We start from the raw sequence: 14,946 nt of genomic DNA, 5'->3' as shown, positions 1-14,946 counted from the left end.
TAAGCAGATGTGAGGAGTATCAGTCAGAAAACATCGCTTTACCTTACGCCAATGGGTGACCAGACTGTGGATATGGCCGTGACCTGGAACGAGACGGACCCGCGCACCGGCGGTGTCGACGAGCTGCTGGCGCTCTCCGACGAGGTCGTCGCGACCGTCCGCCGCTGGCTGGACGAGTCCGCCCGGCACCCCGCGAGCGCCGCCGCGCAACGGCTGTCCCAGGTCCTCGCCGATCCCAAGGGGCTGCCGTTCGCGGTCGGCTTCGTCGACGGCGTGATCCGGCCCGAGGACCCCGCGGTGGCGGCCCGGGCCCTGCGCGACCTGGCCGCGGACGTCCCCGCGTTCCTGCCCGCTCACCTCCGGCTGGCGGTCAAGGCCGGCGGGCTGGCCGGACGGGTCGCGCCCGGCCTGGTCGTGCCGGTCGCGCGGCGGGCGCTGCGCGAGATGGTCGGCCACCTCGTCGTCGACGCGCGGCCGGCCAAGCTGGGCCGGGCGATCACCAGAATCCGGCGTGGCGGCGCCCGGCTCAACGTCAACCTGCTCGGCGAGGCGGTGCTCGGCGAGCGCGAGGCGAACCGCCGGCTCGACGGCACGCTGCGCCTGCTGGACCGGCCCGACGTCGACTACGTGTCGGTGAAGGTGTCCTCCACGGTGGCGCCGCACTCGGCGTGGGCGTTCGACGACACCGTCGCGCACGTCGTCGAGGCGCTCACCCCGCTGTACCGGCGGGCCGCCGCCGCTTCGACGTTCGTCAACCTCGACATGGAGGAGTACCGCGACCTCGAGCTGACGACGGCCGTCTTCACGACGCTGCTGGACCGGCCCGAGTTCGAGGGCCTGGAGGCCGGCATCGTCCTGCAGGCCTACCTGCCGGACACGCTGGCGACGATGATCCGGCTGCAGGAGTGGGCGGCCGCGCGCCGGGCCCGCGGCGGCGCGCCGATCAAGGTGCGCGTCGTCAAGGGCGCGAACCTGCCGATGGAGCGGGTCGAGGCGTCGCTGCGCGGCTGGCCGCTGGCCACCTGGCACAGCAAGCAGGAGACCGACACGAACTACAAGCGGCTGCTCGACTACGCACTGCGGCCCGAGCACATCGGCAACGTGCACATCGGCGTGGCCGGGCACAACCTGTTCGACCTCGCGTTCGCCTGGCTGCTGGCCGGCCGGCGCGGGGTCCGCGACGGCGTCGAGGTCGAGATGCTGCTCGGCATGGCGCAAGGTCAGGCCGAGGTCGTCCGCCGCGAGGTCGGCAAGGTCCGCCTCTACACGCCGGTCGTGCACCCGCGCGAGTTCGACGTCGCGATCGCCTACCTGGTCCGCCGGCTGGAGGAGGGCGCGAGCTCGGAGAACTTCCTGTCCGCGCTGGCCGGGCTGCACGACCACGAGGAGCTCTTCGCCCGCGAGCGGGACCGGTTCCTCGCCTCGCTGCGGGCGCTGGACCGCTCGGTGCCGCGGCCGCACCGCGTCCAGGACCGCCGGCTGCCGATCGGCGACGCCGTGCAGACCGAGTTCGCGAACGTCCCCGACACCGACCCCGCGCTGCCGGGCAACGTGGCGTGGAGCCGCGACATCCTCGCCCGGGTGCAGGACAGCACGGCCGGCGTGGCCACCGCCGAGGCGGCGGTCGTGCGGACGGCGGACGCGCTGGACGCCGTGCTCGGGTCGGCCGAGGCGGCCGGACGGGGTTGGGGCTCGCTCACCGGCGCGGAGCGGGGCGCGGTGCTGCGCCGGGCCGCCGTCGAGCTGGAGCGGCGCCGCGCCGAGCTGCTGGAGGTGATGGCGTCCGAGGCGGGCAAGACGCTGGACCAGGGCGACCCCGAGGTCTCCGAGGCGATCGACTTCGCGAACTACTACGCGAGCCTGGCCGAGGAGCTGGACGAGGTCGACGGCGCGGTCCGCCGGCCGGTGCCGCTGACGGTCGTCACGCCGCCGTGGAACTTCCCGGTCGCGATCCCCGCCGGGTCGACGCTCGCGGGGCTGGCGGCCGGTTCCGCCGTCGTGCTGAAGCCGGCGTCGCAGGCGGTGCGCTGCGGCGCGGTGCTGGCCGAGGCGCTGTGGGCGGCCGGGGTGCCGCGCGACGTGCTGCGGCTGGTGCGCGTCGGCGAGTCCGCACTGGGCCGGGCGCTGGTGTCCGACCCGCGCGTCGGCCGGCTCATCCTGACCGGCGCGTACGAGACCGCCGAGCTGTTCCGCTCGTTCCGCACCGACCTGCCGCTGCTGGCCGAGACCAGCGGCAAGAACGCGATCGTCGTCACCCCCAGCGCCGACATCGACCTCGCCGTCCGCGACGTCGTGTACTCCGCGTTCGGGCACGCGGGGCAGAAGTGCTCGGCGGCGTCGCTGGTGATCCTGGTCGGGTCGGTGGCGCGGTCGCGCCGGTTCCGCGACCAGCTGGTCGACGCGGTCACGTCGCTGAAGGTCGGGCTGCCCTCGGATCCGACGAGCCAGATGGGGCCGCTGATCGGCCCGGCGGACGGGAAGCTGCTGCGGGCGCTGACGACGCTCGGCCCGGGCGAGTCGTGGGTGATCCGGCCCCGGCAGCTCGACGACGAGGGCCGGCTGTGGACGCCGGGGGTCAAGGTCGGCGTCGCCGACGGCTCGGAGTACCACCTGACCGAGTACTTCGGCCCGGTGCTCGGCATCATGACGGCGGCGACGCTGGAGGAGGCGATCGCGCAGCAGAACCGGGTCGCGTACGGCCTCACCGCCGGCCTGCACACCCGCGACGCCGGCGATCTGGCGACCTGGCTGGACCGGGTCGAGGCCGGCAACCTCTACGTCAACCGCGGCACCACCGGCGCGATCGTCCGGCGTCAGCCGTTCGGCGGCTGGAAGCGCTCCGCCGTCGGCGCCGGAACCAAGGCAGGCGGCCCGAACTACCTCGTCGGGCTGACGGACTGGGCGCCGGCGTCGGCCTCCGCCGCCGGGACGACGCTCGCCGCCGGGCCCGCCGCGCTGCTGGCGGCCGCACGCATCGCAGGGCTGGCCGGTGTCGACGGCCTGGAGCGGGCGCTGCACAGCGACGCCGCGGCCTGGCGGACGGAGTTCGGGACGGCCCGCGACGTGTCCGGGTTGAGCGCGGAGCGGAACGTGTTCCGCTACCGGCCGCACCCGGTGACGGTCCGGCACGAGTCCGCCGCTCCGGTCGCCGACCTGGTGCGGGTGGTCGCGGCCGGCGTGCTCGCGGGCGCGCCGGTGACGGTGTCCGCCGCCGGCGAGCTGCCCGCCGCGGTGACGTCGGCGCTGACGGCGCTGGGCGTCACGGTCGCCGTCGAGGCGGACGCGGCGTGGCGACGCCGGGCGGCGACGCTGACCGGCCGGGTCCGGCTGCTCGGCGGCGACCCGGCGGCGCTGTACGAGGCGGCCGGCGGCCGTCCCGACCTCGCCGTCTACGCCCAGCCGGTGACCGAGGCCGGCCGGGTGGAGCTGCTGCCGTTCCTGCACGAGCAGGCGGTCAGCATCACCGCGCACCGCTTCGGCTCGCCCGACCCGCTGGCGGCGGGGGCTACGCTCGCCCGATGACCGCGCGCAACTCCGACGTCCGGGCCGCCCTGGAGTTCCACGCCGCGACCCGGTACTGGCGCCGCGACGGCGGCATCGCCATGGGCACGCCGCCGGACCTGGAGAACGCGATCTGGGAGGAGGACCGCTCCCTCGAGCCGTACCCGTTCAAGGTGTACGAGACGCTGGCGCCGATCGCGATCCCGCGCGAGTTCCCGCCATCGACGGTCCCGGCGCTGGCCGCGATCGCGGCCCCAGGCCGGTGGGAGGGAGTGCCGTCCGGGGTCGGCGACGCGGCGGTGCCGGACCTCGCGCTACTGGCGCGGATCGCCCGGCTCAGCAACGGACTGCTGGACCGCACCGTCACCGTCCGCGGCACGACGATCACGTACCGGACGGCCGGCGGCACCGGCGCCCGCTACCACCTGGAGCTGTACTTCGCCTGCGCCGACCTCCCCGACCTGCCCGCCGGCCTCTACCACTACGCCGCGCACGACCACAGCCTGCGCCGGGTCCGCTCCGGCGACGTCCGGGCCGCGCTGGGTGTCGACGCTCCGGTCGTCATGGCGGTGACCAGCACGTTCTGGCGCAACGCCTGGCGGTACAAGGCTCGTGCCTACCGGCACGCGTTCTGGGACGCGGGCACGTCGCTGTCGCAGGCGCTCGCCGTGGCAGCGTCGGCCGGGATCCCGGCGGAGCTGCTGCTGGGCTTCGCCGACGACGAGGTGAACGCCGTCCTCGGGGTCGACGGCGTCCGCGAGGCGGCCGCGGCGCTGTGCGCGCTCGGCCACGACGGCCGGCCGGCGCCGGACGTGACGGAGCTGGCGCCGGTGGACCTGCCGGTGCGGCCCGTGTCGCCGCGCGAGGTGGAGTTCCCCGCGATCCCGGCGATGCACCTGGCGTCGTCGCTGGGCACCGGGGCTGACGTGGCCGCCTGGCGGTCCCGCGCCGTCGACGCGGAGCGCCCGGAGCCGGCCGGGCCGCTCACCCCGTTGGACCCGCTGCCCGACGGCGCGCTGCCGGCGGAGCCGGTCGAGGATGTGATCCTGCGCCGCCGCTCCACCCGCAACTACGACCTCGACGCCGAACTGGGCTTCCGCGACTTCTCCACGCTGCTGGACCGTTCGTCGCGGGCCTACGCCGCCGACGTCCGCCCGCCGCTGGACTGCTACCTCATCGTCAACGCCGTCGAGGGCCTGACGCCCGGCGTCTACCTGCATCATCCGGACCGTGGCGCGGTCGAGCTGCTGCGCGCCGGCGACTTCCGCGCCGACGCCGCGCGGATCGCCGTCGACCAGCAGTACTGCGCCGACGCGCACGTCAACGCGTACTGGCTGGCCGACCTCGGGCCGCTGCTGGCGACGTACGGCAACCGCGGCTACCGCGCCGCCCAGCTGACCAGCGCGTTGCAGGCCGGGAAGCTGCACCTGGGCACGCACGCGCTCGGCCTCGGCGCCGTCGGCTCCACCTCGGCCGACGAGGAGGTCGTCGAGTTCTTCGCCCCGCACGCGGCCGGCAAGAGCTACCTCTTCGTCACCGTCTTCGGGGTCAAGCGGCCGCGAACCGCTTCCCCGCGTCGGTGAGCACGTCGCTCAGGCCGCCGACGATCTCGTCGAGCACCGCGTTGTCGCTGATCAGCGGTGGCGCGATCTGCAGGACGGCGTCGCCGCGGTCGTCGGCGCGCGCGATCAGCCCCGCCTCCCGCAGCCGGCCGGGCAGGTAGCCGCGCAGCAGCGCGTCCCGCTCGGCCTGGTCGAACCGGCCGTTGGCGTCGTCCTTCACCAGCTCGATCGCCCAGAAGAAGCCGGCGCCGCGGACGTCGCCGACGATCGGCAGCGCGAGCAGGTCGCCGAGCCGGTCGCGCAGGTACGGCTCCAGTGCGCGGACGTTCTCCAGGACGCCGTCGCGGGCGAAGATGTCGAGGTTGCGCAGGGCGACGGCCGCGCTGGCCGGGTGGCCGCCGAAGGTGATGCCGTGCCGCAGCACCCGCGCGTCGAGCGGCTCCACGACCCGGTCGGTGGCGAGCACCGCACCCATCGGGGCGTAGGCGGACGTGATGCCCTTGGCCACCGTGACGAGGTCGGGGGTGACGTCCTCGCGGGCGACGCCGAACCACTCGCCCAGCCGGCCGCAGCCGGTGATGACCTCGTCGGCCATGAGCAGGATCCCGTACCGGTCGGCGAGCTCGCGCAGCCCGCGCCAGTAGCCGGGCGGTGGCGTCAGGCAGCCGCCGGCGTTCTGCACCGGCTCGGCGACGATCAGCGCGACCTCGTCCGGCCCGGCCGCGACGATCGCCGCCTCGACCTCCGCCAGCAGCCGGTCGCGGAACGCGGCCGGGTCGGCGCCGTCGGGCGCACGGAACGCGTTGGTGTTCGACACGTGCGTGACGTCGATGGGCGGCGGGCCGAAGGCGTCCTTGAACCGCGGGACGCCGGTGAGGGCCAGCGCGCCGAGCGTCACCCCGTGGTAGGCGACGTCGCGGGCGATCGCCTTCGTCCGCCGCGGCTGGCCGATCGCGACGTAGTGCTCGCGGACCAGCTTCCACGCCGCCTCGACCGCCTCGGAGCCGCCGTTGGTGAAGTACGCGCGGGTCAGCCCGGCCGGCGCGAGCGCGGTCAGCCGCTGCGCCAGCTCGATGGCCGGCGGGTGCGCCGTCGCCCAGTTCGTGTTGAACGGCAGCCGGGTGAGCTGCTCGGTGACCGCCGCGGCGAACTCGGCGCCGTAGGAGTAGCCGAGCTGGGCGCAGAACAGGCTGGACAGGGCGTCGACGTAGCGACGGCCGCGGGTGTCGAAAACGTACGGTCCCTCACCGCGCTCGAGCACCAGCAGGTCGTCGAGCCGCTGCTTGGAGAAGTGCAGCAGCAGGTGGTCCGCCGCGGACCGCTGCAACTCGTCGTGGGTCGTGGTCATGTCGCCTCACCTCGCTGTCCAGTCTGACGCAAGACGAGAGTGCGTCCGGCCGTCCCTTGCCGGATTGTGTCGGACCTCCGTCCTAGGCTCAGTGCCCAAGGGAAGGAGGACCGCGATGGAGTTCGATGCGATCGACGCTCTGCGCGACCGTCACCCCGCGTGGCGGCTGCTCCGAGCTGCCAACGCGCCGCTGATTCTGTCCTTCCTCGGCGACTTCTTCGTCGAGGGGAATCGCGGCGCCACGGCCGCCGGCGAGGTCGCCTCCGCCCTGGACGACGCGTTGTACGCCCTCAACGCAGACCCTGACGACCCGCGGTTCCCGAAGGCCCCGCTGGCCTACCTGGAGGACTGGGCCGCACCGGAGGTCGGGTGGCTACGCCGCTTCTACCCGCCGGCGTCCGACGAGATCCACTACGAGGTGACCCCGGCATTCGAGAAGGCGCTCGCCTGGGTGGAATCGCTACGAACCCGGTCGTTCGTCGGCACCGAGTCCCGTTTGCACACCGTCGTCGAGCTACTCAGCCAGATCGTGCACGGCTCAGAGACCGATCCGGAGAAGCGGCTCGTCGAACTGCGCCGCCGCCGCGACGAGCTCGACCGGGAGATCGCCGCCGCCGAGGCCGGCGAGATCCGCCTACTCGACGCGACCGGTGTCCGCGACCGCTACCAGCAGGTGGCCGCCACTGCTCGCGAGCTCCTCTCCGACTTCCGCGAGGTGGAGGAGAACTTCCGCGGCCTCGACCGGCAGGCCCGCGAGAAGATCGCTACGTGGGATGGCAGCAAGGGCGAGCTCCTGGCCGACCTCGTCGGGAGTCGCGCCGACATCTCCGCCTCCGATCAAGGCCGCAGCTTCCAGGCGTTCCATGACTTCCTGCTCTCCGAGGTCCGTCAAGACGAACTGTCCACGCTGCTCATGCGGGTGTCGGCTCTCGAGCTCGTGATCCAGGACCCCCGCCTTCGCACCATCCACCACGACTGGTCCGAGGCCGCCGAGCGAGCCCAGCGCACGGTTCGCCAGATATCCGAGCAACTCAGACGCTTCCTCGACGATCAGGTGTGGCTGGAGAACCGGCGGGTCCTCGACCTGGTGCGAGCCGTGGAGACGACGGCATTGACTGTTCGCGAACGGCCGCCCGAGTTCGGCCTCGCAGTCGACGAGCCCGGCGTCCAGATCGCCCTGCCGTTCGATCGTCCGCTCTACGACGCGAGGCCGGCCAGTCAGGTCGAAAGCCTCGTCCCGCCGGTGCCCGACGAGGACCTCGACACCGGTCTCCTCTTCGCCCAGACTTTCGTGGACCAGGCACGCCTAGCTGAGAACATCCGGACCCTTGTGCCCCCACGTTCCTCAGCCCTGCTCAGCGACATCGTTCAGTTCTTCCCGATCGAACAGGGAGCGGCAGAAATCATCGGCTACCTGGCGTTGCAGGACGACGATCTCCAGGTCGACCTTGACGACAGCGACGAAACGCTCCTCGACTACACCGTGCCCGGCGACGAGGACGGCACAGCCAGCCGGCGTCGACGCGCCCGGCTACCGAAGGTGACGGTGACGCGCCGATGACAGAGCCAGAGGCACATGCCACGGGTTCGACGATCATCCGGCTCATGCAAGGAGTCGTATACCGCGAGTCCGACGAAGACTCGTGGATCGCCCTGGAGCGCCACTCGGGCGCGGTGCGGGACCACTTCGCGGCCATCGGCGTCGAGGTCGTCGTCGACGACGTCGAGGGATACGCCTATCTACGCAGCTTGCCTGACGTCGACGGCGAGGAACCGCTCCCGCGGCTGGTCCGGCGGCGTCGGCTGACCTACAACGTGTCCCTTCTCCTCGTGCTGCTCCGCAAGCGTCTCGTCGAGTTCGAGACGTCCGGCGCCGAGGGCAAACTCGTCCTCACCACGGAGCAGATCATCGAGATGCTGCGGCTCTTCCTCGCCGACTCGACCAACGAGGCTCGGGTGGTGGACACTGCGTCGGCAACGATCAAGAAGGCAGCCGAGCTGGGCTTCCTGCGCCAACTGCGCGGGCAGGCCGATACCTGGGAGGTCCGGCGCATCCTCAAGGCATACATCGACGCCGAGACCCTGTCGGACTTCGCCGGAAAGCTGCGGGAGTACGCGGGCGCGGGAGCTTCTGATGAGTGACGGCCTGTTCTCCCCTACGGAACTCATCGCCCCGGGGCGCGCGGGCTACCGCCTGCACCGGCTGGAGGTCTTCAACTGGGGCACGTTCGACCAGTACATCTGGCGACTAACGCCTGACGGCGAGACGTCGCTACTGACTGGGGACATCGGCTCGGGCAAGTCGACGCTGGTCGATGCGATCACCACCCTGCTGCTGCCGGCGCACAAGATCGCGTACAACAAGGCCGCCGGCGCGGAGTCCAAAGAACGCACCCTGCGCAGCTACGTGGAGGGTCATTACAAGTCCGAGCGCGTCGAAGCCTCTGGTAAATCCCGCGCCGTCGGACTCCGAGATGGCGGCACGACGTACTCGGTCATCCTCGGAGTCTTCGCCAACGACGGCTATGACGAAACGGTGTCGCTGGCCCAGGTCTTCCAGCAACGAGACCGATCGACTCCGGACCGCTTCTTCGTGACCTCGGCGAAAGGCCTGTCGGTCAAGGACGACTTCTCCGACTTCGGCACCGACCTCAACGATCTGCGCCGGCGGCTCCGGGCCGGCGGCGCCGAGATCTTCAAGGTGTTCCCCGATTACGCCCGATCGCTGCGCCGCCTGCTCGGGATCAAGTCCGACCAGGCATTGGAGCTGTTCCACCAGACCGTGTCCATGAAGTCGGTCAGCAACCTCAACGAGTTCGTCCGGGACCACATGCTGGAACCGTCGGATTCCACTCAGCGCGTCAACGAGATCATCAGCCACTTCGACGATCTCACCAAGGCACATGACGCCGTCAAACGCGCCCGCGAACAGCTCGAGGCGTTGCAACCGATCGTTGACACCACGGCCAGGTACGACACCGGTCTGGCCGAACGCGAAGCGCTCACCGGGCAGCGCGACGCGGTCAAGCTCTACGTCGCCGAGCAGCGCAGCGAGCTTCTCGCCGCGGAGATCGCCACCCTAGAGGCCGACGGTGAAGGCCTCAACGGTGAGAAGGCCGCTGCCGACAACCGTGCCAAGGCGCTGTCCGACGAACGCGAGGCACTCATCGAGGAACGCGCCCGCGAAGGCGGCGATCGGATCGGCGACCTCGAACGCCAGGCTCGCGAAGCGCGTCAGCAGGCGTCCGACCGACGAGACCGCCGGGCGCGTTTCGACGGTGTGGTCGCCGACGCCGGCCTCCGGCCTGTGGCCGACGCCGAGCAGTTCGCGGCTCTGTCGGCGACGGTGGCTGACGCGGAGCCCGCCATCGCCGCCCGGATGCGCGAACTCAACGCGCGGGTCGCCGACCTAGCGGGAGAGGTCAAGGAGATCGGCCGGCGGCGGGACGCCGTCGCCGACGAGGTGACCAGCCTCGAGCAGCGCACGAGCAATCTCCCAGCCAGCCACACCGACCTGCGCGAGCAACTGTGCGACGACCTCGGGCTCTCACCGCACGACGTCCCCTTCGCCGGGGAACTCCTGGACGTCACCGACGACCACAGCGAGTGGCGGGGCGCGGCCGAGCGGGTGCTGCGTGGTTTCGCGCTGTCCATGCTCGTCGAGCAGGACCACTACGACGCCGTCGCCCGCTGGGTCAACGGTCGCCGGCTCACCTACCGCGGCCGCGGTGGCACGGCGCACGGAACGAAGCTGGTTTACGAGCGGGTGGCCGCACGTCGGGTCCCGCTGCAGCGGCCGACGGGCGATGCCCTCGTGCTGGCCGACTGTCTCGAGGCCAAAGACGGTCCGTTCCGCGAGTACCTGCTCGGCGAACTGACCAGACGCGCCGACTACCGCTGTGTCGACACCATCCAGGCGTTCCGCACCGAGAGGCGGGCCGTCACGCGCGAGGGCCAGGTCCGATCCGGCGACCGGCACGAGAAGGACGACAGGACCCGGGTCGACGACCCCCGCACGTGGGTTCTCGGCTGGGCCAACGACCGCAAGATCGCCGCCTTGCGCGAGGAGCTGGCCGGCTTGGACGCCGACCGCGACGCTGCCGAGGCCGCGCGTGCCACCGCAGAGACCGAGCGTGCCGATCACCAGCGAAGGCAGACTGCGTTCGCCCGTCTCACCGAGTATCAGTCGTGGAACGATCTCGACCATGCCGAGGCCGACGATCGCGCGAACCGCCATGACGCGGAGCGCACCAGGCTGGAGTCGGGGTCGTCCCGGCTCGAGGAGATCAAGAACGCCCTCGAGCGCAACGAGAAGGAAGCTGCCGCGGTCAAGCACGCGATCGACACTCTGACCGGCCGGCTGGCCACCCTCGCGGCCGACGTCAAGCGGGCAAGGTCGGAGAAGGCGCACGACGACGCGTTCGTCGCCGGCCACGAGGCCAACCTGCTCGTTGTGGCCCGGTCCGCGTACGAAGCGCTGACCGGGCGGGTCGGCGCCGCCCTGCCGACCCGCTCGGCAGAATGGTCCGCGGTCGAGTCGGCTCTCACTGACGAGCTCCACAAACGGATCGAACGCGTGGGCCAGGACCTGAACCGCTTCGGCCAGAGCCTGAACAGGGCCATGGAAGCAGTGCTGACCCTGTGGCCCGAGCTGCGCAGCGACATGGATGCCGCGGTCGAGGCTCGAGCGGACTTCGTCACGTTCCACCAGCGGGTGGCCACCGACGACCTGCCGCGTCATGAGGCCGAGTTCAAGCGCCTGCTCAATACCGAGACCATCCGCGAGCTCGCCCAGTTCAACAACTGGCTGCGTCGGCAGGCCGAGGAGATCGACACCCGCATCGACCGGATCAACGTCGCTCTGGGCGCGATCCCCTACAATTCGGGGCGGATCATCCAGCTCGAACATGAGCGCACCGACAACCAGGACGTGAAGGCGTTCCGCGCCGACCTTCGCAATGCGACCGACGACTCGCTCGCGGCCGACGACGACCACTACTCCGAGCAGCGGTTTCTGGACGTCAAGCGCATCATCGAGCGCTTCCGCGGCCGGGAGAGCTTCGCGGACGCCGACAAGGCGTGGACCCGCCGGGTCACTGACGTGCGCAACTGGTTCGTCTTCTCCGCCTCCGAGCAAGACGTCGAGACCGGCGCGGAGTGGGAACACTACAGCGACTCCGACGGCAAGTCCGGCGGGCAGAAGGAGAAGCTCGCCTACACGATCCTGGCGGCTTCCCTGTCGTATCAGTTCGGTCTGGACTGGGGAGTGGAGAAGTCCAAGGACTTCCGATTCGCCGTGATCGACGAGGCGTTCGGCCGCGGCTCGGACGTCTCGACCCGCTACGCGTTGGACCTGTTCGCCAAGCTTGGTCTGCAACTCCTGATCGTGACGCCCCTGCAGAAGGTCCACGTCATCGAGCCGTACGTCAAGGCCATCGGCTTCGTGGACAACCCGACCGGCACTCGGTCGCGGCTGCAGACGATGACGATCGAGGAGTACCGCGAACGACGCGAGCGAGCAGCAGGCTGATCCCATGGCGACGTGGACGACGCCCGCCGACATTGCTTCGACCGTGAAGCGCCGCTGGGTCGACGGCTCCCTGCTGCGAGCCTTCGCCGCCAAAGCCCACTTCCCCGTCATCGACGTCCGAATCCGCGGCCCTCGCGCCTCCGACATCGGGGACGACCTCGCCGCCGTACGCGACTGGATCACCCGGCTCGACGCGGGCCGACGCAACGACCTGCGGTACGCCCTTGAGTGGACTCCGATCGGCGGGCGCCACATCGGTCGCAACCGAATCCCGACGCGGGCGATCATCTCGTCGTTCGATCAGGCATGGGCGCTGCTCGGAGTCGAAGCTGAGGCCCGACGGTTCTCGTCCATCCTCGCGCTCGCTTCTCCACACGCGACCGTCACCAGGTGGGTCCTAACTCATCCACACAAGGCGCTCGCCCTCGCCCAGGAGTGGCCCGCGATGCTTGCGGCGTACTCGTGGCTGGTCTCACACCGCGACTCCGGCGCCTATCTGCGCGAGATCAGTGCGCCCGGTGTGGACACCAAGTTCATCGAACGGCATCGCGCTGTGCTGGCCGCCGTCCTCGACGTGCCCGGCAGCGCGGCTGGATTCCTGGCTGGGCTCGGACTGGGGACCAAGCCGGACCTTGTCCGGGTGCGATTCTCGCCGGGTCTTGGATTGCCCGACGGGCTGACCGAGTTGGCAGCAAGGGCTGACGAGATGGCCAACCTCCCCGTGACCACCCGCACCACGGTCGTGTGCGAGAACGAGATCACGTACCTGACGGTCCCCGTTCCGGCCGACGGCGTCGTCATCTGGGGCAAGGGCTTCGAGGTCGACCGAGTGGGCCGACTACGCTGGCTCACCGATGCTGACGTCTTCTACTGGGGCGACATCGACACCCACGGCTTCGCGATCCTCAGCCGGCTCCGGGCCTGGCTCCCGCAGACCACAGCCTTCCTGATGGACCGAGAGACCCTGCTCTCTCACCGAGACCGCTGGGTCGTCGAGAACTCGCCGACACGGGCACGGCTGGACCGATTGACCAGTGAAGAGGCAGTCCTCTACGAGGAACTCGTGACCGATCAGCATGGCGACCGCATACGGCTGGAGCAAGAGCGAGTCGACTGGGGTTGGGCCACCGGCCGACTCCCATTCCAGCCGGGTTGAACTCATTCCACGGCCTCTGCCAGGAACCGGCTGCGCTTCCCTGGCCGATGGACATGTACATGACTTTGGTGGTGCTGTCCACCACGGCGAGTTCGCGTGTGTCCGATGTGCAGAATCCGCGTATCGCACGTCCCACCGCGCGCCTGCAGCGACACGCGGTCGGTGGCGAGTACAGCGCCGACGGCGCACAGGTCGCCAGCACGTCCGCCTACCGAGGACCGCTGCAGTTCGTCGGGTGTCATGTGGCCTCACCGCCTTCCCGCCCAGTCTGGCGCACCCGGACGACGAGGGCGGCGGACCCGGCGACGCTGAGCAGCGCGACGGCGAACAACGCGCGGTAGCCGTCGAACACATGGATGACCAGCGCCGCGATCGGCGGCGCGACCGCCTGTGGCACGTTCACCGCCACGTTGAAGAGGCCGAGGTCCTTGCCGGCGGCCGCGTCACGGTCCGGCAGCACGTCGATCGCGAGTGCGTTGCCGCAGGCCAGGTACAGTCCGCCGGCCAGGCCCTGTACGACGGCGAACACCACGACCGCCGCCGTCGACGGCGAGGCCAGCGGCGCCGTCAACGCCAGCCCGAGGATCCCGGCGGCCGCCGCGAGGAAGCCGGTGCGCCGGCCGGTCCGGTCGCTCCACCAGCCGCCGACGACGATGCCGGCCACCGTCGTCGCGAAGCCGAGCACCATGAGCAGGCCGATGAGCCGGTTGGCGTCGTCGCGGCCGAGCCCCACATAGTCCGTCAGGATGTAGAGCTGGTAGGTCAGGACCAGCTGGTAGCCGAGCACGAACAGCAGCCGCGAGCCGAACACCTTCAGGAAGTCGGCGTGCTCGCGCGGCCGCAACCAGAACTCGCGCGGGAACTCCCGCCATGCCGTCGCCCGCCGCGGCGTGAACTCCTCCAGCGTCGGCCGGTTGACCAGCACGAACGCCGCCGCGGCCGCGACCACCGTCAGCCCCAGCACGGTGTAGGCGAGCGGGCGATGGTTGGTCGCGAGCGGGCCGGCGAACGCCGTGCCCGCGGCCGCGCCGGCCATCCCGCCGCCGGCCAGGATCGCCGACGCCCGGCCGCGGCGGGCCGGCGGGACCCGGTCGGCCACCGTCACCGACGCCGCGACGTCGGTCGCGTTCAGCGCGAACTGGATGACCACCCAGAACACGCAGATCCACGCGACCGAACCGAGCCCGCCGAGGCCGAGCAGGAACCCGGCCGCCACGACAGCGCCGCCGAGCAGCCACGGCGCCCGCCGGCCGAGCCGGCCGCTCGTGCGGTCGCTCAGCGCGCCGACGAGCGGCTGGGCGAGGATCGTGAACGCGAACGAGACCGACGTGACGATCGCCAGGTTGGTGACCTTGCGATCGGGATCGATCGCCTCGACCTGGTTCGGCAGCAGCACCCCCAGCAGCGCGGCATAGTTCGCGACGACGGCGAACATGACCACCGCGAGCGACGGCAGCAGTACCCGCGTGCCGGTCGGCGGGCGGGCGAGGGTGTCGGGCGCCACCACGTCGGCTCGTCTCGTCGGGGAAGGGGTCGCCGACGATCATGGAGGCGTCCGGCCCGCCCCGCAACCCGAACCCCGCTAGCCCGGTTGCTGCGGGGTTTCAACCGTTGGCCTTCTCCGGCCCACGTCCGCGGCTCGTCAGGCCGCGCACGTCCGTTTCGCGGCGTTTGCCGGACTGTGGATGCTCATGATCATCAACCTTTTGGTCTCGCACTAGGTGTACCCGGCCATCAGGTTGGTAGCAGGCGGCTGATCGGTGGGCGTCCTCCGAGTGCGCTGTGGCGGCGTTCAGTGTTGTAGTGCTCGAGCCAGGGTGCAAGTGCGGCGGTGCGTTCGTCGTTTGTG

Annotated in this window: 9 protein-coding genes; 6 read left to right on the top strand and 3 right to left on the bottom strand. The window is 71.1% G+C overall.

The annotated features are described in order from the left end of the window. Positions 1-72 precede the first annotated feature (72 nt). Both C1I92_RS21915 and C1I92_RS21910 read left to right on the top strand, forming a co-directional pair. Positions 73-3,522 carry a bifunctional proline dehydrogenase/L-glutamate gamma-semialdehyde dehydrogenase gene (locus tag C1I92_RS21915; protein WP_111256783.1) on the top strand — a complete coding sequence of 1,150 codons (3,450 nt, stop codon included), beginning with the start codon at positions 73-75 and terminating at the stop codon, positions 3,520-3,522. Then, entirely contained in the window at positions 3,519-5,084 is a 1,566-nt protein-coding gene (locus C1I92_RS21910; RefSeq protein WP_111256782.1) for a SagB/ThcOx family dehydrogenase, read from the top strand. The genes C1I92_RS21915 and C1I92_RS21910 overlap by 4 nt, the downstream gene beginning before the upstream one ends. On the opposite strand, the gene C1I92_RS21905 is transcribed toward C1I92_RS21910, so the two are convergent. Beyond that, complete coding sequence (locus tag C1I92_RS21905) at positions 5,050-6,411, bottom strand: aspartate aminotransferase family protein (RefSeq protein ID WP_111256781.1); 1,362 nt, start codon at positions 6,409-6,411, stop codon at positions 5,050-5,052. The genes C1I92_RS21910 and C1I92_RS21905 overlap by 35 nt on opposite strands. A 115-nt stretch (positions 6,412-6,526) precedes the next feature. On the opposite strand from C1I92_RS21905, the gene C1I92_RS21900 reads away from it, so the two are divergent. The 4 genes from C1I92_RS21900 to C1I92_RS21885 are packed head-to-tail and all read left to right on the top strand — an operon-like array spanning position 6,527 to position 13,097. Beyond that, positions 6,527-7,972 (top strand): DUF3375 domain-containing protein, encoded by a 1,446-nt coding sequence (locus C1I92_RS21900; RefSeq protein WP_111256780.1) that lies wholly within the window; start codon positions 6,527-6,529, stop codon positions 7,970-7,972. Between the two features lie 44 nt (positions 7,973-8,016). Further along, a complete protein-coding gene (locus C1I92_RS21895; protein ID WP_199521471.1) occupies positions 8,017-8,553 on the top strand; it encodes a DUF4194 domain-containing protein in 537 nt (178 codons plus the stop codon). Next, positions 8,546-11,941, top strand: coding sequence for an ATP-binding protein (locus C1I92_RS21890; protein ID WP_111256778.1), 3,396 nt, complete (start codon positions 8,546-8,548; stop codon positions 11,939-11,941). The genes C1I92_RS21895 and C1I92_RS21890 overlap by 8 nt, the downstream gene beginning before the upstream one ends. Positions 11,942-11,945: 4 nt before the next feature. Then, a complete protein-coding gene (locus C1I92_RS21885; protein WP_111256777.1) occupies positions 11,946-13,097 on the top strand; it encodes a Wadjet anti-phage system protein JetD domain-containing protein in 1,152 nt (383 codons plus the stop codon). A gap of 238 nt (positions 13,098-13,335) precedes the next feature. Here the strand turns inward: C1I92_RS21885 and C1I92_RS21880 are convergent, their stop codons facing one another. Both C1I92_RS21880 and C1I92_RS21875 read right to left on the bottom strand, forming a co-directional pair. Beyond that, a complete protein-coding gene (locus C1I92_RS21880) occupies positions 13,336-14,604 on the bottom strand; it encodes an MFS transporter (protein WP_111256776.1) in 1,269 nt (422 codons plus the stop codon). 227 nt (positions 14,605-14,831) lie between these two features. Next, positions 14,832-14,946: integrase core domain-containing protein (locus C1I92_RS21875; protein WP_146605141.1), on the bottom strand; the 115-nt coding region annotated here is incomplete at its 5' end.

The organism is Jiangella anatolica, from assembly GCF_003236295.1.
Classification (GTDB): Bacteria; Actinomycetota; Actinomycetes; order Jiangellales; family Jiangellaceae; genus Jiangella; species Jiangella anatolica.
Note: the sequence above shows the minus strand (reverse complement) of the source record. Positions and strands in the feature narration are given on the sequence as shown.

What these genes read in the sequence shown, in the direction of transcription:
- C1I92_RS21895 (WP_199521471.1), top strand. Translation starts at nt 8,017, where the DNA reads ATGCAAGGAGTCGTATACCGCGAGTCCGACGAAGACTCGTGGATCGCC.
- C1I92_RS21910 (WP_111256782.1), top strand. Translation starts at nt 3,519, where the DNA reads ATGACCGCGCGCAACTCCGACGTCCGGGCCGCCCTGGAGTTCCACGCC.
- C1I92_RS21885 (WP_111256777.1), top strand. Translation starts at nt 11,946, where the DNA reads ATGGCGACGTGGACGACGCCCGCCGACATTGCTTCGACCGTGAAGCGC.
- C1I92_RS21915 (WP_111256783.1), top strand. Translation starts at nt 73, where the DNA reads ATGGCCGTGACCTGGAACGAGACGGACCCGCGCACCGGCGGTGTCGAC.
- C1I92_RS21900 (WP_111256780.1), top strand. Translation starts at nt 6,527, where the DNA reads ATGGAGTTCGATGCGATCGACGCTCTGCGCGACCGTCACCCCGCGTGG.
- C1I92_RS21890 (WP_111256778.1), top strand. Translation starts at nt 8,546, where the DNA reads ATGAGTGACGGCCTGTTCTCCCCTACGGAACTCATCGCCCCGGGGCGC.
- C1I92_RS21905 (WP_111256781.1), bottom strand. Translation starts at nt 6,411, where the DNA reads ATGACCACGACCCACGACGAGTTGCAGCGGTCCGCGGCGGACCACCTG.